Raw genomic sequence first — 20,294 nt, 5'->3', positions numbered from 1 at the left:
GGACGCTGAGCATCGGTTGCGCGAACCTCCGACGAGATCGGACCTGCCGGGTATGAGCGCGGCGATGGTCCCGCCCTGTGCGCAGCGGCGATGGGTCCGGCCTTCGTAGCAGCCTCGCTCCCGGGCGGTAGATCGCCAGATAGATGGTCTCTGTCGAGGCCCTCATGGTCGGGTCGGAGGGGAACTCTGTCGTCAGAGCCCGGCTGATCTGTTGCGGACTCCACCGGGCGCTGAGTTTGGACTTCACGAACGCGTGAAGCGCCGTCGAGCTCATCAGTTTCGATGTCCGAGGCCGACGACGGCGGAGTGCGGCCTGACGCTGCGCGTGGAATGGCCGATACTGCCCCGACGAGTGCAAGTTGCGGCGCAGCTCTCTGCTGATCGTCGATGGGGCGCGCCCGAGGATGGCTGCGATCGCGGTGGGGCCGGCACCGCGACTGGCCAGGTCAGCGATCTGGATTCGTTCGTCCTCGGACAGGAACCGGGGCGAGATGACCCGAACTGCAAGCGGGTCGAGCGGCGGCACGAATTTCACCGTGCCATTCTTCATTCGCACCGTCCCGCCGTTTTTCCACCTCTGTCCCGATGCGCGACTGATGCCGAGCTCGCGACAGGCAGCACGAACTCCCCAGCCATGCGCAATCATCTCCATGAACTGCTGACGCGCAAGCGACTTCGGGCGACGCCCAGGACCCTTTGGAATGCGACGAGTAGACAACATGACCTCCAACAGTGGGATTCACGTTGCAACGATGGATGGAAACCACCGCGTCGCATCGGCCTCAGATTCGAGCGTTGCCGACACTGAGCCGTGAAATCGGAGTCCGGGTGCCAAGTGATACCCCTGAGTTCACAAAGAAGCAAAGGGCTTCAATCTCTCCTCTACGCGTTCGCAGCGACTCGATCCAGTCGCGGAACCCCACGGGGTCGACGCTTGACCAGCTCCAAGCCGCACTCCTAGCGGAGGTCGACATGCGCTGGGGGTCTGAATCCGCCAATTCATGAACCATGAGACTGCGTGCCCTCTCGAGTTGCCTCTCAGTCAGCGCTATCGATGGGGTTGGTTCGGCGGAGTATTCGTGAGTAGCCCGATAAAGGACGCCAACCAGAAACTCGCTGTTTCCTGACGCCACCAGTGAGTCGACAGCGGCGGAAATCTGCTCCTCGTTCATGCTTCGCAATAGCAGGGCGACCGCTGCTTCAAGCTGTTGTGCCGGCGGGAGGAAGGTGTTGTCGAGTGGCAGGTCTTTGTGAATTGTGGCTACCCATTGGAACACTCCGGGCTCCGTCGGCCTTCGTGCATCGAGTTCTCGAGAGATCTTGCCGACCACCAACTCAGGGTTTCTTTCAAGCGCAATTCGTACCAGCATCACAGCAGAGCTTCGCTCCTCGTTTCCGGTCGAGTAAGCGTTCAACGCATCGCGAATTGTGTCGTCCGCTATGTCATCCTCGGGCACACCAACGCTAAAATACCTGTCGAAATAAACGTCCTGAGCGATGCCCAGCGTGCGTGGTCGGTAGGCATCAGTTGGTTTGGTCGACCAGGCTTCCCTAAACTTCGGGAACAAGAACCCGATAGCCAAGCCGACGCCTTCAATATCTTCAGGTCGAGTCCCCGAATCTGAGATTTGGCGCCGCCATTCCGCACCCTGGTTCTCCAGATGGTCGCGGTTGCTCCGTCCATATGACGTCGACGATCTTGGGGATCCAATCAAGTCGGCCCGCTTCCGTTGGAGAAGCTGATACACAGCTGGTTCGGCGGTTCGTAGCCACGTGAGAACGAGGAAATCGACGAGGTCCAGTTCCGACCCCATTGCTGGCGCCAGGAGGCGAAGTTGGGAAAAGTAGCGCTTTATTGCACGCGGTGTGTCCAACCGTGCCGCGATGAAGCCAAAGTATGCCGAGCTGAATCGGTTCGAATCTTCCTGGCTGAGTTGCATCCGGCCGTCCTCAGCGAGGTCCGAAAGTCCCTGGTTCGTGAGGCGCACAGCGTCAGAGGGTCGAAGCGCCGGAACATCAAACCTCACCTGAACGACCTTCTCCATGTAGTCGCGTGCGCGACCTAGCGAACCTTCCCCAATCAGGGAGGTTCTCGTCAACACGTCGAGAATCGTCGTCTCGTCGTAAGAGAGCAGATAGTGAACGTACGGGAGCCGTCCAAGCTGACGCACGAGCTTGAGGGTAAGGAGGAGCTCCTCTGCCGACACGCGATCTAGATCATCGATAATCACAAGCACGGGTGTCTTGGCTGCCTCAAGGCTCGACTCGAGTCTGGAACGCGTGACAGCAACGCTGCGGTCGACATCCAACAACTTGGCCGCCGCGTCTACGCTGGAACTCAGGTCGAATCCGACGATCGCGCCGAGCGATGCGAATGGGGCCACGCTGCGGCCAAAAGCCGATATTCGGCGGCGCACCTCGTCGGGTCGTGATGGGCCTCCGAACACCTCGGTTAGTTCTGCGAAGAAGCCCGCCTGCAGTGATGCCGCGTCCTGATAATCCCAAGGATTGAAAGTGACGGTTGACCACTTAGGTTTGTCGGGATTGGTCTCGGCTGCTGACTTGATCCAGTCGATCATTGATGTTTTTCCGGTTCCCCACGGACCCACAAGGCCGAACACCGTGGAAGAGCGCACCCCTTGCGCGTAGCGGATGATCTCCCACATCCGCTCAAGAAAGGTCTTACGACCGTAGCGGGGCCACGGAGGGAGACGCATCATCTGAGAACCAGGATTCTGAGCCCATCCGTCGCTCCTTCATGTTCGAGAAGGTCGTGCTGACCGTAAGTGCTTTCAAGCGGATCTAAGGGGGACGCCCAGTATATGAAGAGGACCCCCGACCTCGAAGACGCGGCGGGCGCTCAAGGAGGACCGAGGACTGTCCTGCGCCGGCGCCAATAGGGGCGCTGCGGAAGGCCTAGCGTACGTTCTTGTAGGCCTAGGCGACCGTGTCGGTTTCTCCCGTATCGGTGCTCGGGGCGGGACTCGTTCGGAATGAATTCGTGAAATAGGGCGGCGTTCAGTGCCCAATTTCGTGCAGTAGTTCAACCTCTACCTCTACGCCACCTTTGCTGCGTACTTCCGTTCCGAGTTCTTCGATCCCGATTCGCCCGATTCACTGTTCTACGTTGATGGGCTCTTCGCCCTGACCTTTGTGGTTCGCCCGCTCGGCCCCTGGCTCTTCGGCCGACTCGCGACACGCGAGGCAGGCAACGGGCACTCGTTGCGGCGGCCACGATGATGTCGGCCGGATCCGTCGCTCTCGCGATTGCCCCGACCGCACGCCCGGTCGGGGCGTGGGCGGCCGTGATCCTCGTGGTCGCGAGCATCCTCCAGGTCATCGCCATCGGGGGTGAGTACGTGGCCGCCGTGTTGTTGTCGGAGCCGGGCACGCGGGGCCACCGCGGATTCTTCGCCTCGTTCCAGGCCACCACGATCGTCGGTGGTCTCGTGCTCGCTCAGGCCTGCCTAGAGGTGCTGCTGATCAGCGATCGAGCCACTCGGCGCCCGCGGGGGAGCGCCCGGCTGGGGAATGCAGCAGGTCGACCATGCGATGCGCTTTTACCTGTCGCTCTAGGCGCGGTCAGTCGCCCGTGGTGCCATCGGCCAGCTCGCGGAGGATGTCGAGGTGGCCGTTGTGGCGGGCGTTCTCCTCGATGAGGTGCAGGATCACCCAGCGGAGCGTCGGATGGTCGCCCGAGCGGAATGCCGTCAGTGAACGGTCGTCGAGCTGCAGGCGGGCGATGATCTCGTCGGTCGTGGCTGCCTGCGCGCGGTAGCCGTCGATCACGGTCTGCAAGGGCAGGATGGAGCCGTCGACGAACTCCTGGTCGGGGGACTCGTCGGTCCACGGCCCCAGGTCGGGGCCGCCGACGAAGCGGTTCTCGATCCAGGAGTGCTCGACCCAGCGCATGTGATTGAGCACGCCACCGACGCTCATCAGCGGCGACGTGGCGATCGGGGCGGCTGCGGCCTGCGCATCCGTCAGACCCGTCGACTTCTTGATGGCGGTGTCGCGGGTGTACTGCAGCATCGTGAGCAGGGTCGATCGTTCGTCCCAGGCCTTGGGGTGATCGGTGCGTTCCATGCATCGAGTATCTCCGAGCGGGTCCGCGAGCGCACTCGTGCGGGCCTCGCGCGCCACTTCTACCGGGTGCGGAGGCCGTCGAGGAGGAGGCGCACCATCGGGTTCGGTGAGCCGTCGGGGGAGGGGGCGCGATGGCTCAGGTCGCCGACGGCCTGGAGGAGTTCGAGGGGGTCGACGTCTTCGCGGATGTCGCCAGTCGCCGCAGCTGCGTCGAGCAACGCGGTCAGCGCAGGCCCCAGCTTTCCGATGAGGAGCGCAGGAAGGGCGTCGAACGCCGGATCCCCTGACCGCAGCGCCGCCGAGAGCCCCTGCTTGGTGGCGACGAAGCGGGTGAAGCGGGTGATCCAGAGGTCGAGTGCCTCTTTGGGCGGATGCGACTCCAGCAGCTCGGCCGCGGCCGCGGCGGTCGCATCGATCTCGGTGGTGAAGACGGCCGCGACGAGCTCGGCCCGGTTGGGAAAGTGGCGGTAGAGGGTGCCGACGCCCACGCCGGCCTCCGTGGCGATCTCGCGAGCCGGCGCATCCACCCCTGAGTGGGCGAACACCGTCCGCGCTGCGGTGAGGAGTGCGTCGAGATTCTGGCGGGCATCCGCTCGCACCTTGCGCGGTTCGGTCGATGCCGTCACAAAGCCCCCCTTGCTTAAGCGGAACAATGTTCCGTATAGTGAATGACGTAGCGGAAAGGTGTTCCGTATCTGATCCTAACAGGAGGACCCCATGCAGTATCGAACCCTCGGCCGCACCGGAATCAAGGTGACTCCATACGCACTGGGCGCCATGATGCTCGGCTCGTTCGGCAACCCCAATCGCCAGGAGGGCGTGCGCATCATCCACCGCGCCCTCGACGCCGGCATCAACTTCATCGACACCGCCGACCGCTACGGGGACTCCGAGGAGGTGGTCGGCGAAGCGCTCGCCGGCCGGCGCGACCAGGTCGTGCTCGCCACGAAGTTCTGGGGCCCCGTCGACGACGACGTGAACCACCGCGGCGCCTCCCGCCGCTGGATCATGCAGGCCGTCGAACGCTCCCTCCGTGCTCTGCGCACCGACCACATCGACCTCTACCAGCTGCACCGGCCCGACCCCGAGACCGACATCGACGAGACGCTCTCGGCCCTCACCGACCTCGTGCGGCAGGGCAAGGTGCGGGCGATCGGCACGTCGTCGATGCGCGGATCCGAGATCGTCGAGGCGCAGTGGGTCTCCGAGCGACGCGGGTTCGAGCGGTTCCGCACCGAGCAGCCGAACTACTCCATCCTCGACCGCGAGATCGAGCGGGAGATCTTGCCCGTCACCGAGCGCTACGGCATGGGCACGCTCGTCTACAGCCCGCTCGCCGGTGGTGCGCTGACGGGCAAGTACCGCGCGGGGCAGACGAACGACAACTTCCGGGCCGGCACCGGGATGCGGCACTTCCGGGATGAGCGCCGGCTCGCTGCCATCGAACAGCTGGTGGAGCTGTCACAGGAGGTCGGCATCCCGCTGACGCACCTGGCGATGGCGTTCACGATCGCGCATCCGGGAGTCACCTCGGCGATCGCGGGGCCTCGCACCATGGAGCAGCTCGAAGACACCCTCGCCGGTGCCGAGGTCTCGCTCTCGAACGAGATCCTCGACCGCATCGACGCCATCGTTCCCCCTGGCGAGAGCATCGGCGCGATGGACATGGTCTACCGGGGGCCCGAGGTCGAGGATGCGGCGCTGCGTCGGCGCCCCGCCTCGTCGAGGTCTGCGCGGTAACGCTCGAGGGCGCCCGCCCCTCACACCTCCCGGGTGAGTTCCCCCTGCGAGTGCGGGTACGGCCCTTCTTCGATCCGGTGACGGGAGCGCGCTTCGAGCCGTGACAAGATGAGGTCCCGCCGTCCGTGCATCCAGACCGGCGTGCTCGCATCCCACTCCTCGGCCGGCGGCACATACAGCACAGGCGGCGAGACACCCCACCCGGCGTCGAACAGATACCCGCGCTCACCCTCCCAGTAGAAGACCTGCTCCTTCCACCGAGATTCGACCTCGAACGAACCGTCGTCTCCCATGCCTCAATCCTCGCGGAACAACCGGAGGCCGTGGGCCTGACGTTCCGGTGGAGCCATCGGCATCGGGCCTGGCGGGAGACCGCGAAGCGGGCGAGGGGACTATGGCTCCACCGGAACGTCAGGCCCACGGCCGTCACCCTGCGGGAACGTCCATTGTCAATTACTCATAGACGGGTGCCCTGCCGAGTCCTACGGTCGATGCAACGGATGAACTTCGAGCGAGAATGGCCGCGATGATGTTGCTGAATGTGCGCCGCAGAAGCAGCAGTAATCGTCTGGTCGTCGTTGCGGGAACACTGGGGATCGTCGCTGCCGGACTGTCGGGATGCGCCACCACCGCGGCAGTTGCCGACGCGGGAGCGAGCCCCGAGTACTCGCCCTCTGCGGCCCAGGCAGCGGCGATGGCGGATGGGCTGGTCGATCGCGCTGAGTACCGCGCGGGCTTCGAGAGGTTTCGGGCGTGCATGGCGGAGAGCGGCTACACGGTCGACGTTCTGGATGACAGCGGGACGATCATCGATGCCCGGTGCCTGTCAGAGGCGACCGACGATGGGACGGACGCTCGCTGCTACGACACCGAGTTCAGGGATGTGGACGAGTCGTGGCAGGTCGCTCACCAGGACGAGCAGACCGATGGAGCCCTGCTCGATGCTTGCCTGCGCGAGAACGGACTCGCCGTCCCCGAGACACGGCATGAGAAGGTCACGGCGCTCTCCGAAGCCGGGGTCGACATGGGGTCGTGCCTTCACGGCGGTTGACTCGATGGGCGCGATCGCTCGACGTACTTCAGATCATGTTCTGAAGTACGATGAATTCATGCGTGCGTACCCCTCGTCCGACCTCAGCCGGAATGCCCCACGTCTCTTCGCGGCAGCCGAGGAGGGTCCGATCAGCGTGACCCGGCGCGATGGCGAGAACCTCGTTCTGATGTCGCAGCGGGATGCGGACGCCCGCGAGCAGCTGCTCCAGTTCGCGGCACAGCTCATTGCGGTGGCCATCGATGAGCGGGGGACTCTCGCCGAGCGGATGGCCAACGCCTATCCCTGGATGCTCGCTCTGAGCCCGGCCGATCGCGAGCGGTGTGCTCGGGATCTCGTGGATGCTGCGCGGGCGTCGTTCGCGACCGGGCACCACCACCTGATCGCCGCAGAGCTGACCTCATGGCGCGAGACAGCGTCGGCGCTCGCCGCCGGACTGCACGACTCACCCGTCGACTGGCTCGACGATGAGCTTCTGGTCGACCGCCCCTGATGCCAGGCAAGGAGGCGAAGGTCGAGCGTCCGACGAAGAAGAGCGAGTACGAGATCCGCTTCGCATCGGTCCAGGCGCAGAGGGGCTGGTCTGACCTTCGCGCCACGAGTCGAAATGTGCTCGTCGACGCGTGGGATTTCCTGACGCGCACACCGCTCGACGTGACACCGACGAACTACCCGTTGAAGGGGGAGCTCGGGATCGTCCTGCGCGGGGGAGCAGAGCATGTGCGATGGCAGCTCAAGCCCTCGAGGCAGGGCGACGCCCGTATCTGGTTCTTCGTGTCGGGGCAGGTGGTGTACCTCGAGCGGGTGCAAACGCATCACCCGAACGCCACCAAGTAGAGCCTGCGGTGCGGCGCAATCGGCGGTTGGGTAGACCGAAGCCGGGTCCTCCCTGCCAGCGCTGCGATCGCAGGGAATCCGGCGGTAGGTCGCGCTCAGAGCGCCGCCGGGGCGTGCCGCTCCAGGAACTCGAAGACCTCCGTGGTGTCGACCCCCGTGAAGCCCGACGTGGGCATGGCTGCGTGCAGCGACGAGTTGAGGCGGGCCGAGGGGTAGGCGTGGCCCGACCACCGGGAGGCGAGGCCTTCCGGGGGCCGGCGGCAGCACGACTCGTCGGGGCATCCGGAGTGGAAGCGGTTGGGGGTGTCGCGACCTCGGAACCACTTCGCGTGCGCGAACGCCGTGCCCACCGAGACCGAGAACTGGCCGCGGGCCGAGGGCTGGATGCGCGACGTGCACCAGTAGGTGCCCGCCGGCTTGTCGGTGTACTGGTGGTAGGGGCTGAAGCGGTCCTCGACGTCGAACACGCGGCGCGCGCTCCAGAACCGGCAGACGGTCTGCCCCTCGACCGCACCCAGCGCATCCGTCGGGAACATCACGCTGTCGTTCTCGTAGGCCTTCGAGATGGTGCCCGACTCGTGCACCTTGAGGAAGTGCACCGGGATGCCGAGGTGCTGAGTGGCGAGGTTCGTGAAGCGGTGCGCCGCCGTCTCGTAGCTCACACCGAACGCATCCCGCAGGTCCTCGACCGACAGCTCGCGCGCATCCTTCGCCGCCGAGAGGATGTCGACGGCACCCTTCTCGGGGATGAGGAGGGCGGCCGCGAGGTAGTTCGTCTGCACCCGCTGCTGCAGGAACTCGGCGTAGTCGTGCGGCTCGCCGAGCTGCAGCACGTGCGACGAGAGCGCCTGCAGCACGACCGAGCGCGGGTCGGCATCCGGAGACTGACCGAGCGGCACGTAGATGCGGCCGTTGCGGAGGTCGGTGACCGAGCGGGTCGAACCCGGCAGGTCACCCACGTAGTGCAGCGTGAAGCCGAGGTGCGACGCCAGGTCGGAGGCCACCCGCTGCGACAACGGACCACCCGTGTGCCCGACGGCCGCGTGCAGCGACGCCGCCGTCTGCTCGAGCTCGGCGAAGTAGTTGTGACGCTCGCGCATGGCCTTCCGGAGCGACGTGTTCGCGCGCCGCGCCTCCTCGGGCGTCGCCGCACGCTCGTTGTGCACGCGCTCGAGCTCGCGGTGCAGGCCCAGGATGGTCTCGATCGCCTCGTCGGAGAGCGACTTGCGCACGGGCAGGGGCGGCAGGCTGAGGGTCGCGAAGAGCGGACCGCGCTGCGCCCGCTCGAGCGCGATCTCGAGTGCCGCGCGCCGTGACGGCGGCTCGGCCGAGAGCAGCTGGTCGACGCTGATGTCGAACACCGTCGCGAACCGCTGCAGCTCGCCGAGCTTGAGCTCGCGCTTGCCGTTCTCGATCACCGAGACCTGGGAGGGTGCTCGCCCGATGGCCGTGCCGAGGGCGTCGAGGGTGAGGCCGCGCTCCGTGCGCAGCTGGCGGATGCGGCGGCCGATGGTGAGGGAATCGAGCATGGACTCATCATCGAACGGGGCGTGCGGCGTGGAGGGCATACCGGCAGTGTTTCATCGCCTCATCTTTCTGAAAACAGAAGAAGCGCCGAATTTCTGACCGGAAAGACCCGGAAGATCGCCCACAACGGCCCCAGAGTCGAACGACAGCAACATTTCGACCGCGACCGACCCGAGGAGGAACGTCATGTTCCGCGTCCGAGACTTCCACCCCGAGGACATCGACGCCGTCCTGCGGCTCTGGGAGGAGACCCGCATCGACAGTGACCCCGTCTACGGCCTCTCCGAGGTCATCTCGTCGTGCCAGGAGGACCACGCCGTGGTCGCCGTGCAGGACGACCGCGTGATCGGAGCCGCCGTGGGCCGCGCCGCCCACGCGCAGGGCTGGATCGTGTTCGTCGCCACCCAGGCCGAGTGGCAGGACAGGGGAGTGGGCAAGCGGATGCTCGCCGCTCTCGAGAAGCGGATGGCCGGGCTCGGCCTGCAGAAGCTCTCGGTGCTGCTGCCGGAGTCGGCCGTGCGCACCGACGCCTTCAGCGACCAGGGCTTCGTGGCCAAGAAGAACCTGCGCTACTTCGAGCGCCAGCTGCCGGTGCAGCGCAAGGAGCTCGACACCCTCTCCGAGCTCGGCGGGCGCATCCTGCCGCGCGACCTGTGGGAGGGGATCGGCGGCATGCAGGCCGAGAAGGAGCTGCTCGAGCGACGACTCGTGGCGCCGCTCGCCAACGCCGACCTGGCCGCGCAGTTCGGCGTCGTGCCGCCGAGCGCGGTCGTGCTCTTCGGCCCGCCCGGCACCGGCAAGACCACCTTCGCGCGGGCCATCGCCTCGCGGCTCGAGTGGTCGTTCGTGGAGGTGTTCCCCTCGCGCCTAGCCGCGGATCCGGCGGGGCTGGCCGGCGCGCTCCGCGAGACCTTCGTGAAGATAGACGAGCTCGAGCACGCCGTGGTGTTCATCGACGAGGTGGAGGAGATCGCCGTGCAGCGCGGCGGCGAACCGCCCTCCGCGCTGCAGGGGGTCACGAACGAGCTCCTCAAGATCATCCCCGCCTTCCGCGACAAGCCCAACCGGCTGCTCGTCTGCGCCACCAACTTCATCCGCGCGCTCGACACGGCCTTCCTCCGGCACGGCCGCTTCGACTACGTCATCCCGATCGGGCTCCCGGATGCGCAGGCCCGCGCCTCCATCTGGTCGCGCTACCTCCCGGAGGCGTCGCGCGACGTGGACGTCGCCTCGCTCGTGGAGCACTCCGACGGCTTCTCGCCCGCCGACATCGAGTTCGCCGCGCGCAAGGCCTCGCAGTCGGCGCTCGAGACGGCCCTGTTCGACGACGAGTCCGTGCCGTCGACGGCCGGCCCCGAGCTCGAGCACTACCTCACGGCGATCTCGGGCACCCGGGCGACGGTGTCGCGCGACGACGCGGAGTTCTTCCTCGACGACATCCGGTCACTGGCGCGGGTCTGATCCCCTGGATCCGCTGATCCGGTCACCACGATCGATGCCGCCCGCGAAGCCGAGGAGCGCCTCGGCCAGAGCCGCGGGTGCCTCCTGCGCCACGAGGTGGCCGACGCCGTCGATGCGGATCGCGGTGAAGTCGCCCGCCGCCACCGGGCGGAACGACAGCTCCGTGAACGGGGCGTTGGCGCCGTCGATCGTGAGCACGGGGACGGCCAGCGGGCTCGCCTCCGCGAGAGCCTTCGTGGCACCGGCGTCGGTGAAGAGCGAGCGGTAGAGCCCCTCGGTTCCCCGCCAGGCGCCGAGTCGTGAGTAGGTGCGCAGGAACTCGTCGAGGTCGGCGGGGAGGATCGCTCCGTCGGTGGCGTTCATCATCGGGTACGCCCACTCGGCCAGGAGCTCGCGCTCCCGGCCGGGGAGGAGCAGGGAGGGGATGCCCGGTGTTCCGAGGAACCCGACGTGCCACGAGCCGTGGGCGTTCACGTCGGCGAGGGCCTCGAGGCCGAACCCGGCCAGGGACGATTCGATCGCCGTGAAGCTGAGCACCTCATCCGGGTGCGTGGCGGCGAAGCGGAAGGCCAGGCCGCCGCTGATGTCCTGGGTGACGAGGTGCACGGGTCTGCCGCCGAGGTGGGCGACGAGTTCGTGGAGGTCGTCGGCGAAGGCCTGCTCGGTGAAGTCGGCGGTGTTGCCGGTGCCGGTGCCGGTGCCGGTGCCGTTGCTGGTGCCGGAGTCGCCGAAGCCTCGGAGGTCGACCGCGACGACGTGGTGGCTCTCCGCCAGCAGGGGGATGAGGGCGCGGAAGGCCCACCAGGTCTCGGGCCAGCCGTGCACGAGGAGGATCGTGGATCCGGTGACGCCGCCGGACTCGCTTGACCCGGTGACGCCACCGGATCCGGCCGTGATGTAGTGCAGATCCACTCCGTTGAGGCGGGTGCGGTGGTGGGTGACGCCGGGGATGGTGGCGCCCGCGGGTTCGACGACGGTCATGATCTCTCCTTGATTCGACGGTACGATTCGACAACTATGTTGTCTTTCTAGAATAGACAACACGGTTGTCGATATCAAGCCGTCTCTAGACTCGACCCATGACTCGTCGCGGCGGAGACCTTGCGCTCCTGATGCTGGCCGGCTTCCGCACGCTCGCCGATCGAGCGACGATCGAGCTCGGGCGGCGCGGCTATCCCGATGTCCGGCCCGTGCACGACTTCGCGCTCCACGCGATCCGCTCGGGCGCCCAGAACGCCTCGGAGCTCGGGCGCGCCACCTCGGTGACGAAGCAGGCCGCGGCGAGGACCATCGCGACCCTCGAGCAGCGGGGCTACGTCTCTCGCCAGGTCGATCCGGCGGACCGCCGCAAGATGCGCCTGATGATCACCGAGAGGGGGCACTCGCTCATGAGCGAGGGGGAGGCGGTCTTCGAGGAACTGCGCAACCAGCTCGAGCTCGACGTGGGAGCCGAGGCCCTGGAGCAGGCGGAGGCGGTGCTGCAGACGCTCGTGGGGGAGAACGCGGTGCGGCTCGACTCGCCGGGCTGGTCGGCGGGCGGGGTCGACGGGGACGAGTGATCCGAGCGGTCGCCGCGGTCGTCGGCGTGCCGACGCCGCCGAGCGCGCTCCGTTCTTCTGGCGGTCAGAAATAGTCGCGATCTTCTGCGCGACCAGGTGGTGAAGACGGCCTCTCCGGGCGGCAGAGTCGATCTCGCACGCAGAATTCGACCGCACGAAGGGACCCACCGACCATGTCTCCCCACCCCATCCCCTCCAGGATCACCGTCGCGGCCGAGCTGCACGAGCGCTTCGACGAGATCCTCACCCCGGAGGCGCTGCAGTTCCTCGCCCGCCTGCACGACCAGTTCGCCGGCCGCCGTCAGGAGCGGCTGGCCGAGCGGATGCGCGCCCGCAAGGCCATCGAGAACGGCCGCGACCTGCGGTTCCTGCCCGAGACGTCGGCCGTGCGCGACGACGCCTCGTGGCGCGTCGCGGGCCCGGGCCCGGGTCTCGAGGACCGCCGGGTCGAGATCACGGGCCCGACCGATGCGAAGATGACGATCAACGCGCTCAACTCGGGCGCGAAGGCCTGGCTCGCCGATCTCGAGGACGCCACGAGCCCCACCTGGTCGAACGTCATCGGCGGGCAGCTGAGTCTCCTCGACGCCATCCGCGACCGGATCGAGTTCACGAACGACGCCGGCCGCACCTACCGGGTCACGGCTGACGAAACCCCGACCATCGTGATGCGCCCGCGGGGCTGGCACCTCGTGGAGAAGCACCTCTGCTACACGGATCGGGCGGGTCACACGCGCCCCGCCTCGGCGAGCCTCGTCGACTTCGGGCTCTACTTCTTCCACAACGCGACCGCGCTGATCGAGAAGGGCCGCGGGCCGTACTTCTACCTGCCCAAGCTCGAGAACCACCTCGAGGCGCGGCTCTGGGACGACGTGTTCACGTTCTCGGAGAACGCCCTGCGCATCCCGCACGGCACCGTGCGCGCCACCGTGCTGATCGAGACGATCTCGGCGGCGTTCGAGATGGACGAGATCCTCTACGAGCTGCGCCACCACGCGGCGGGCCTGAACGCCGGCCGCTGGGACTACATCTTCAGCCTGATCAAGAACTACCGCGACCGGGGGCGGAGCTACGTGCTGCCCGACCGCTCCGAGATCACGATGACGGTGCCGTTCATGCGCGCCTACACCGAGCTGCTCGTGCAGACCTGCCACAAGCGAGGCGCACATGCCATCGGAGGCATGAGCGCGTTCATCCCGAACCGGCGCGATCCGGAGATCACGGCGCAGGCGCTCGCGAAGGTGTCGGATGACAAGCGGCGCGAGGCCGGCGACGGCTTCGACGGCACGTGGGTGGCGCATCCGGATCTCATCCCCACCGCCCGCGCCGAGTTCGACGCGGTGCTCGGCGACCGGCCGAACCAGGTCGAGCGGCAGCGGCCCGAGGTGCACGTGACGGCGGCGCAGCTGACCGACCTCTCGGGCATCACGCACGCGGTGACGGATGCGGGAGTGCGGTCGAACGTGTCGGTGGCGCTCCGCTACATCGAGAGCTGGCTGCGCGGGGTCGGCGCGGCGGCGCTCGACAACCTCATGGAGGATGCGGCGACGGCGGAGATCTCGCGCTCCCAGCTGTGGCAGTGGATCCACCAGGGCATCGTGACGTCGGAGGGCACGGCGATCACGCGGGCCCACGTGGAGGCGGAGCTGCACGACGTCATCCGCGGTCTCGACCGCTCGCTCGACGACCGGTTCGACGACGCGGAGAACATCCTGCGCATGGTGGCCCTCGAGGACGACTTCCCGACGTTCCTCACGATCCCGGCGTACGCGCACTACCTCGTCGACGTGGTGCCGGCGCGGGAGCCCGTCGCCGCGTAGGCACGCGACAACGGAGGAGGTTTCGTCCGGATGGGGACGGAATCTCCTCCGTTCGCGCGAGTTGGACGGAACTTCCTCCGTTGGCGGGAGTTCCTCCGTCAGCGGCGGAGTGTGCCGAAGCGACTACGCGGCGCGCGACTTCTCTTCTGCGACGAGCGCGTTGATGCGGGCACGCTCGGCGCGGCCGTAGGTCTCGCGGGTCACGAGGATGGCGATGAGCCCCACGACCGCGGCCGTCATGTAGAGCAGCGACGCTCCGGGCCAGCCGATCCAGCCGACGAGCGCGGCGGCGAGCAGCGGCGCGAAGCCACCGAGGGCTGCCGCGATCTGGTAGCCGAGCGAGGCGCCCGAGGTGCGGGTGGAGGTGCCGAACTGCTCGGTGAGGAGCGAGCCCTGATTGCCGGTGAGGGTGGCGTGGATGAAGCCGATGCCGAAGATGAAGACCGCTATGACGAGGGCGGGCGTGCCGTCGTTCGTGAGCAGGTACATCGGGAACGCGAACAGGATCGCGGCGATGCACGCCCCGATGTAGAGGGGTCTCCGGCCCACGCGATCCGTGAGCGAGCCCGCCAGGAAGGTCACGAACACCGCCACGATGCTCGCCGCCGTGATGGCGCCGAGGGCGGTGGGACGGATGTCGGGGAACCGCTCGGTGAGGTAGTTCAGCAGGTAGGTGGCGGTCGAGTAGTAGGCGAACGACTCCACGATGCGCAGGCCGATCACGCGGAGGATGCTCCTCCAGTCGCGGCGGATGGTCGTGAGGAACGGGTTCTTCTCGATCCTCCCCTCCACCTTGGCGTCGATGAACTCGGGCGACTCCGACAGTCGCGAGCGCACGATGAGCGCCACGATCACGAGCACGGCGCTGAGCAGGAACGGGATGCGCCAGCGCCAGTCGCCCTCGAGGTTGGCGCACACGAGGAACATGGCGCTCGCGAGCGCGATGCCCACGGGGTTGCCGGCCTGCGGGATGGCGGCGTACATGCCGCGACGGTTCCACGGCGCGTGCTCGTAGGCCATCGTGATGGCCCCGCCCCACTCGGCACCGAACGCGAGGCCCTGGATCATCCGGATGACCACGAGCAGGATCGGCGCCACGACACCGATCTGCGCGTAGGTGGGGAGCAGTCCGATCAGGAACGTCGCCGCCCCCATCACGATCATCGCGCCGACGAGCACGGGCTTCCGGCCGAAGCGGTCGGCGAGGTAGCCGCCCACTGCGCCGCCGAGCGGTCGCATCAGGAAGCCGACGGCGAGCGTGGCGAACGAGAGCAGGGTGCCCACGAAGCGGTCGCTCTCGGGGAAGAAGACGGCGCCGAAGTAGAGGGCCGAGGCGGTGCCGTAGGCGATGAAGTCGTAGTTCTCGACGCTCGTGCCGAAGGCGGCCGCGATCGCGGTCTTGTTGCGGTCCTTCGAACCCAGCGCAGACTTCTGCGGAGGTGTCGCGGTGGTGGTCACGGGGGATCTCCTTTGATCGTGTGGGGGAGGGGTGGGTCAGGGGGTGGCGACCGGATCGGCGGCGGCCGGCCCGGTGGTCGCCGAGCCGGTGCCCGGCATCAGCTCGTCGAGCGCGTTGAGCTTCGCCACACGGCGGCGGGTGTCCTCGTCATCGTCGAAGGTCGCAGCCAGGAACTCGGCCACGATGTCGTCGATGAACGCGGGCGGCACGAGCCAGGCGCCGAGCGCGATCACGTTCGCGTCGTCGTGCTCCACGGCCTGGTGCGCCGAGTAGGTCTCGTTCGCCAGCCCGCAGCGGATGCCGGGGATCTTGTTCGCGGCCATGATCGCTCCGGCGCCCGTGCCGCAGACGAGCACGGCGCGATCCGCGGTGCCGTCGAGCACGGGAGCGCAGGTGGCCTCGGTGATGTCGGGGAAGTCGACGGGGTCGGTGCTGTCGGTGCCTCGGTCGATGACCGTGTGGCCGAGCTTCTCGATCGCGTCGATGACGCGCTGCTTCACGGGGAAGCCAGCGTGATCGGCTCCGACGGCGACGCGCATGCGGTGGTCCTTTCGAGGGGAGCGGGGCGTGTGAACGTTTCCATGGAAACGATTCCACGGGCGATGGGGACCATCATGCTCCAGGAGGCGACGTTTGGCAAACGCCGGATCCGGAGGGGTCAGGGAACGCGGTGACCCGTCTGCGGGCGATCCACCAGTGGGCCAGACATCAGCGACCGGTCGACCAGCGACATCGCGATGCGCGCCGACACGGCCTCGCGACCCTCGATCAGGTCGATCAACCCGGCGACTCCGAGCCGGCCGATGGCCGCGGCGTCGTTCCGCACTGAGGTGATCGGCGGAGAGACGAACTCGAACCACTCGAGGTCGTCGAACGAGATCACCTCGATGCGCGAGGCGGCCTCGACGCCCAGGCGCTCACGGAGCCCGCGCAGCGCGCCGAGCGTGGTGGGGCCGTTCGCGCCGAAGACGGCCGTCGGGATCACGCCCCGGTCGAGGATCCGGATCATGGCTGCCGCGGCCCCCTCGGCGAGGAAGTCGCCCGCGTCGACGAAGGCGTCGTCGGTGCTGATGCCGTGCGCCTCGCGCCCGGCGATGTAGGCGGCCTGGCGCTCGGCTCCCGTGGAGATGGTGACGGGACCGCCCACGAACGCGACGTCGCGATGCCCCCGCCGCTCGAGCCAGTCGAGCACGAGCCCCACGCCCTGGGCGTTGTCGGTGGCGTAGAGCGGGGCATCGAGACCCTCGACGCTGCGGTTCAGCAGCACGACGGGCAGCCGGGATGCCAGCAGTGCTGCCAGTCGAGGGGTGACGGGCCCCTGCGGCGAGAGCAGGAGGCCGTCGACGCGCTGCGAGGCGAAGATGCGCAGGTACTCGTCGGCCTGCACCTCGTCTTCGTTGGCGTTCGCGAGCAGCACCGTGTAGCCGCGCTTCATCGCCTCGCTCTCGGCCGCGTGGGCGAGCTCGGAGAAGAACGGATTGCGGATGTCGGAGACCAGGAGGCCGAGCACGTCGGTGCGCGAGCGCCGGAGCGAGCGCGCGGGCCCGTGGGTGATGTACCCGAGCTCGGCGGCGGCCGCCTGCACCTTGGCGCGCGACTCGGGCGAGGTGCTCGCGCTGCCGCTCAGCACGCGCGACGCGGTGCCGAGCGAGACGCCCGCGCGCCGCGCGACATCCTTGATCGTGGACATGGGACCGCCTCGGTGTGGAAACGTTTCACCAGCATAGGACACCGCGGCGCCCGGGATCAGGCCCCGACGGCGCTCAGCCAGGCGGACACGGTGCGCGGTTCGAGCCCCAACCGCTGCTGGGCGCTCGTGGGCTCCTCGATCACCTCGTGCGGCTGTCCGGCGCGCCAGCGGTAGGAGTCGACGACGGGTGCGGCACCCGCCTCGCCGAACATCGGGATGATGGCGGCGCCGAACTCGTCCGGCGTCTGTGACCGGAAGGCGATCTCCTTCCCGAGGTGGGCGGAGAAGCCGGCGGCCAGGTCGCTGCCGAGGAGCCCGGGCAGAGCACCCACCCCCACGACGCCGGTGACGTCGGTGTGCTGGATCAGGCGAGCGACCACGTCGGCGACGTCGAGGTGCGAGCTCCACGAGATCGCATAGTCGTCCCGGATCGGGTAGCGGAGAACGCCCTCGGCCTCGACGCCGGCGGTGACCACGGGCAGCAGGAGGTTCTCGAGGTAGAGCTTCGGCGACACGATCGCGAGCGAGACGCCGGTCGAGCGGAGGCCGTCGACGAGCGTGTCCATCGGCGATCCCTCCGCACCCGGCACGCCGAACGCGTAGCCGCTGGTCGACACGACCACGCGGGATGGCCGAGCTCGACGGACGGCGTCGACGATCACCTCGGCGTGCTGCTGCTGCACCTCGGGCGAGCCGATCGGGAGGTGAACGAAGACGGCTTCCGCGCCGGTGTAGGCCGCAGCGAGCGAGTCGGCCGAGGAGAGGTCGACGGCGACGGGGGAGCCGCCCCCGGCGTAGGTGTCGGGATCGCGGACGGCGGCGATAGGGGAGAGGCCCTGAGCGAGCAGAGCGGCGACCACGGGGGCGCCTTGGGCGCCGGTGGCGCCATGGATGATGAGTGTCATGCGCCCATTAGTGCACACGATGCATTAGTTACGTCAAATGCACTATAAGCTTTCCGGCATGGCGTTCTCGAGTGAGCCGTGGCCGGAGTGCGGGGTCGCGAGGTTCCTGACCCTGCTGGACGGGCCCTGGGCGACACTGATCATCCGCAACCTCCTGCACGGTCCTGCGCGGTTCGGCGAGCTGCGCGACGACCTGGTCGGCATCAGCGCGCACACCCTCACGAGCAGACTCCGGCGGTTCGAGGAGAACGGCCTCGTGACGCGCACGGCCTACCCGGAGATCCCGCCGCGGGTGGTCTACGAGCTGACGCCGCTGGGTCAGGAGCTCCGACCCGTGCTGGAGGCCATGAACGCCTGGGCACTGACCGTGCCGGATGCGACCGAAGACGACTGATCCGCGGTCGCCCGCACCACTGACCGGTTCAGGCCGACTTCGCGCCGGCGGCCGCCGACGATCCCAGGTCGCTCCCTTCCACGGGCGCCCCGGTCTCGACCGCGGCGATCCAGGAGCCGGTGTCGGTGACGGCGGCCCAGTTGGAGTTCAGGAGCGCCATGAGCGTCTCGTGCACCGTCCGGGCGTCGGCGGATCCGGCCGCGTTCTCGAGGTGGATCGCCCCCGTCGCATCCGACAGCACCTCGACCGTGACGCCCAGGAACTCGGCCTCGACCGCGGAGGCGAGCACGCAGTTGTTGGTCATGTAGCCGACGAGCGTGACGGTGTCGATCTCGCGGCTGCGGAGCCACTCGGCGAGGTCGGTGCCCGCGAAGACCGAGCCGTACGACTTCGTGAGGTGCTTCCAGTCGCCGGTGGCGCGGCTCCGGATCTCGGGGTGCAGCTCGAACTCGGGCGAGTCGGGGTCGAAGACCGGGGCTCCGCTGCCCGAGGAGTGCTGGACCGCCACGACCGGGATGTCGGCCGAGGCCGCGGCATCGACGGCCCGCGTGATCTGCGGCAGCGATTCGGAGTGGGGCGGGTACTGGATCTCGAGGAGGCCGTCGAAGTACTGCTGCTGCACGTCGATGAGCACGAGGGCGCGGCGGGGTGTCGTCATGGGGGAGCTCCTTCAGGGCGGGCGGATCGGCGGGCCGGCGAGCGGGCGCTGATGCGCCCGTCACCGATGGTCCCAGGGTGGTCGCCCGGCCGCGAGTGGCACGAGTGTACCCTTGCGATGGAAACGGGCCAGATCGGAGCAGGTCGTGCGGATAGCCGTCTACGCGTTCGACGGGGTGACGATGTTCCACCTCGCCGTGCCGCAGATGGTCTTCGACGAGGTGCGGAGACTCGGCCTCGGCGAGTGGGATTGCGTGCTGTTCGCCGATCGCGCGGGGCCGGTGCGCACGGCGGAGGGGCTCCGCATCGAGGGGGTGGCTGGGCCCGAGGCCGCAGCTGACGCCGACCTCGTTGTCGTCCCGTCCTGGCACGAGGACGGCCGGGTGCCCGGCGCCGTGCTCCGCCGCGTGCTCGCCGAGGCGCAGGGCCGGCGAGCCGCGATCGCCGGCCTCTGCCTGGGCGCGATCCCGCTCGCCGACGCCGGACTCCTCGCCGGTCGCTCGGCCGTGACGCACTGGACGGCCTTCGGACTCCTCGCCGAGCGCCACCCCGACCTGGTGCTGGATGAGACGGTGCTCTACATCGACCACGGTGACGTGCTCACCGCCGCCGGCACGGCATCCGGGCTCGACGCCTGCCTGCACATCGTGCGCACGAGGCTCGGCTCGGAGGCAGCGAACCGGGTGGCGCGAAGCCTCGTGGTCGCGCCGCACCGCGAGGGCGGTCAGGCGCAGTACATCGAGCGCCCGGTCGCGGCCGAGTCAGCGTCGGGCACGATCGGCGAGGTGCTGGAGTGGGCGGAGGCGCACCTCGCCGAGCCGCTGCCGATCGAGACCCTGTCAGCGCGTGCACACCGGAGTCGCCGCACGTTCATTCGCGAGTTCCGTGCGGCGACCGGCACGACGCCGGCGGCCTGGATCCGGTCGCGCCGGCTGAACGAGGCACGGAGGCTGCTCGAGACCACGGGCCTCCCGGTCGAGCGGATCGCGGATCTCTGCGGCTTCGGCAGCGCCGTCACTCTCCGCCAGGGCTTCCAGGCCGAGTACGGCACGTCGCCCTCGCGCTACCGCTCCCGCTTCCGCGCCGGCGAGCAGGGCGAGTAGGGCAA

The 20,294-nt window shown here is 68.1% G+C and carries 22 protein-coding genes and 1 pseudogene; 10 read left to right on the top strand and 13 right to left on the bottom strand.

The genetic code is table 11. The features are described 5' to 3' along the window. From Q0D57_RS01855 to Q0D57_RS01850, 3 genes and pseudogenes are all read right to left on the bottom strand, one after another. Positions 1-535, bottom strand: a 535-nt coding sequence (locus tag Q0D57_RS01855) for a helix-turn-helix domain-containing protein (protein ID WP_291037200.1), incomplete at its 3' end; no start/stop codon positions are given. 42 nt (positions 536-577) lie between these two features. Beyond that, positions 578-721: pseudogene (locus Q0D57_RS19395) on the bottom strand (hypothetical protein); the annotation flags it as partial. Positions 722-782: 61 nt separating this feature from the next. Further along, positions 783-2,666, bottom strand: coding sequence for a P-loop NTPase fold protein (locus Q0D57_RS01850; RefSeq protein WP_291037197.1), 1,884 nt, complete (start codon positions 2,664-2,666; stop codon positions 783-785). Positions 2,667-3,173: 507 nt separating this feature from the next. Here Q0D57_RS01850 and Q0D57_RS19390 point away from each other — a divergent pair. Beyond that, positions 3,174-3,659: an MFS transporter gene (locus Q0D57_RS19390; protein ID WP_366518569.1), complete on the top strand. Its 486-nt coding sequence runs from the start codon at positions 3,174-3,176 to the stop codon at positions 3,657-3,659. Here Q0D57_RS19390 and Q0D57_RS01845 read toward each other — a convergent pair. Then, positions 3,583-4,086, bottom strand: a complete 504-nt coding sequence (locus Q0D57_RS01845) for a DinB family protein (RefSeq protein WP_291037194.1) — start codon at positions 4,084-4,086, stop codon at positions 3,583-3,585. The two genes, Q0D57_RS19390 and Q0D57_RS01845, sit on opposite strands and share 77 nt — an antisense overlap. Before the next feature lie 59 nt (positions 4,087-4,145). Next, positions 4,146-4,712: a helix-turn-helix domain-containing protein gene (locus Q0D57_RS01840; protein ID WP_291037191.1), complete on the bottom strand. Its 567-nt coding sequence runs from the start codon at positions 4,710-4,712 to the stop codon at positions 4,146-4,148. Positions 4,713-4,803: 91 nt separating this feature from the next. Between Q0D57_RS01840 and Q0D57_RS01835 the strand changes: the two genes are divergently transcribed. After that, entirely contained in the window at positions 4,804-5,826 is a 1,023-nt protein-coding gene (locus Q0D57_RS01835; protein ID WP_291037187.1) for an aldo/keto reductase, read from the top strand. A gap of 20 nt (positions 5,827-5,846) precedes the next feature. On the opposite strand, the gene Q0D57_RS01830 is transcribed toward Q0D57_RS01835, so the two are convergent. Then, positions 5,847-6,119, bottom strand: coding sequence for a hypothetical protein (locus Q0D57_RS01830; protein ID WP_291037184.1), 273 nt, complete (start codon positions 6,117-6,119; stop codon positions 5,847-5,849). A gap of 233 nt (positions 6,120-6,352) precedes the next feature. Between Q0D57_RS01830 and Q0D57_RS01825 the strand changes: the two genes are divergently transcribed. The 3 genes from Q0D57_RS01825 to Q0D57_RS01815 are packed head-to-tail and all read left to right on the top strand — an operon-like array spanning position 6,353 to position 7,714. Next, positions 6,353-6,877: a hypothetical protein gene (locus Q0D57_RS01825; RefSeq protein ID WP_291037181.1), complete on the top strand. Its 525-nt coding sequence runs from the start codon at positions 6,353-6,355 to the stop codon at positions 6,875-6,877. A 58-nt stretch (positions 6,878-6,935) separates the two neighbouring features. After that, positions 6,936-7,370, top strand: a complete 435-nt coding sequence (locus Q0D57_RS01820) for a prevent-host-death protein (protein WP_291037209.1) — start codon at positions 6,936-6,938, stop codon at positions 7,368-7,370. Then, complete coding sequence (locus Q0D57_RS01815) at positions 7,370-7,714, top strand: hypothetical protein (protein WP_291037178.1); 345 nt, start codon at positions 7,370-7,372, stop codon at positions 7,712-7,714. The genes Q0D57_RS01820 and Q0D57_RS01815 overlap by 1 nt, the downstream gene beginning before the upstream one ends. Before the next feature lie 95 nt (positions 7,715-7,809). On the opposite strand, the gene Q0D57_RS01810 is transcribed toward Q0D57_RS01815, so the two are convergent. Continuing rightward, complete coding sequence (locus Q0D57_RS01810; RefSeq protein ID WP_291037175.1) at positions 7,810-9,243, bottom strand: XRE family transcriptional regulator; 1,434 nt, start codon at positions 9,241-9,243, stop codon at positions 7,810-7,812. A 184-nt stretch (positions 9,244-9,427) separates the two neighbouring features. Between Q0D57_RS01810 and Q0D57_RS01805 the strand changes: the two genes are divergently transcribed. Beyond that, positions 9,428-10,702: a GNAT family N-acetyltransferase gene (locus Q0D57_RS01805; protein WP_291037172.1), complete on the top strand. Its 1,275-nt coding sequence runs from the start codon at positions 9,428-9,430 to the stop codon at positions 10,700-10,702. On the opposite strand, the gene Q0D57_RS01800 is transcribed toward Q0D57_RS01805, so the two are convergent. Next, entirely contained in the window at positions 10,685-11,683 is a 999-nt protein-coding gene (locus Q0D57_RS01800) for an alpha/beta hydrolase (RefSeq protein WP_291037169.1), read from the bottom strand. The two genes, Q0D57_RS01805 and Q0D57_RS01800, sit on opposite strands and share 18 nt — an antisense overlap. Positions 11,684-11,781: 98 nt before the next feature. On the opposite strand from Q0D57_RS01800, the gene Q0D57_RS01795 reads away from it, so the two are divergent. Together Q0D57_RS01795 and aceB are read left to right on the top strand one after the other, a co-directional pair. Then, positions 11,782-12,261 (top strand): MarR family transcriptional regulator, encoded by a 480-nt coding sequence (locus tag Q0D57_RS01795; protein ID WP_291037166.1) that lies wholly within the window; start codon positions 11,782-11,784, stop codon positions 12,259-12,261. A gap of 173 nt (positions 12,262-12,434) precedes the next feature. Next, a complete protein-coding gene (gene aceB / locus Q0D57_RS01790) occupies positions 12,435-14,081 on the top strand; it encodes a malate synthase A (protein ID WP_291037163.1) in 1,647 nt (548 codons plus the stop codon). Positions 14,082-14,204: 123 nt separating this feature from the next. Here aceB and Q0D57_RS01785 read toward each other — a convergent pair whose 3' ends face one another. The 4 genes from Q0D57_RS01785 to Q0D57_RS01770 all read right to left on the bottom strand — a co-directional run bounded on the left by Q0D57_RS01785 (position 14,205) and on the right by Q0D57_RS01770 (position 18,135). Further along, entirely contained in the window at positions 14,205-15,539 is a 1,335-nt protein-coding gene (locus Q0D57_RS01785; RefSeq protein WP_291037160.1) for an MFS transporter, read from the bottom strand. 36 nt (positions 15,540-15,575) lie between these two features. Next, positions 15,576-16,079 carry an RpiB/LacA/LacB family sugar-phosphate isomerase gene (locus tag Q0D57_RS01780; RefSeq protein ID WP_291037157.1) on the bottom strand — a complete coding sequence of 168 codons (504 nt, stop codon included), beginning with the start codon at positions 16,077-16,079 and terminating at the stop codon, positions 15,576-15,578. Positions 16,080-16,198: 119 nt separating this feature from the next. Beyond that, a complete protein-coding gene (locus tag Q0D57_RS01775; protein ID WP_291037154.1) occupies positions 16,199-17,230 on the bottom strand; it encodes a LacI family DNA-binding transcriptional regulator in 1,032 nt (343 codons plus the stop codon). A 56-nt stretch (positions 17,231-17,286) separates the two neighbouring features. Beyond that, on the bottom strand, positions 17,287-18,135 hold the full coding sequence (locus tag Q0D57_RS01770; protein ID WP_291037152.1) for an NAD(P)H-binding protein: 849 nt from the start codon (positions 18,133-18,135) through the stop codon (positions 17,287-17,289). A gap of 58 nt (positions 18,136-18,193) precedes the next feature. On the opposite strand from Q0D57_RS01770, the gene Q0D57_RS01765 reads away from it, so the two are divergent. Then, positions 18,194-18,529 carry a helix-turn-helix domain-containing protein gene (locus Q0D57_RS01765; protein WP_291037149.1) on the top strand — a complete coding sequence of 112 codons (336 nt, stop codon included), beginning with the start codon at positions 18,194-18,196 and terminating at the stop codon, positions 18,527-18,529. Positions 18,530-18,557: 28 nt separating this feature from the next. Here the strand turns inward: Q0D57_RS01765 and Q0D57_RS01760 are convergent, their stop codons facing one another. Next, positions 18,558-19,187 (bottom strand): isochorismatase family protein, encoded by a 630-nt coding sequence (locus tag Q0D57_RS01760; protein WP_291037147.1) that lies wholly within the window; start codon positions 19,185-19,187, stop codon positions 18,558-18,560. A gap of 145 nt (positions 19,188-19,332) precedes the next feature. Here Q0D57_RS01760 and Q0D57_RS01755 point away from each other — a divergent pair, with 145 nt between their 5' ends. Next, entirely contained in the window at positions 19,333-20,289 is a 957-nt protein-coding gene (locus Q0D57_RS01755) for a helix-turn-helix domain-containing protein (protein WP_291037144.1), read from the top strand. The last annotated feature ends 5 nt before the right edge of the window (positions 20,290-20,294 follow it).

The sequence above is a fragment of the Herbiconiux sp. genome, assembly GCF_023264895.1.
GTDB lineage: Bacteria > Actinomycetota > Actinomycetes > Actinomycetales > Microbacteriaceae > Herbiconiux.
Note: the sequence above shows the minus strand (reverse complement) of the source record. Positions and strands in the feature narration are given on the sequence as shown.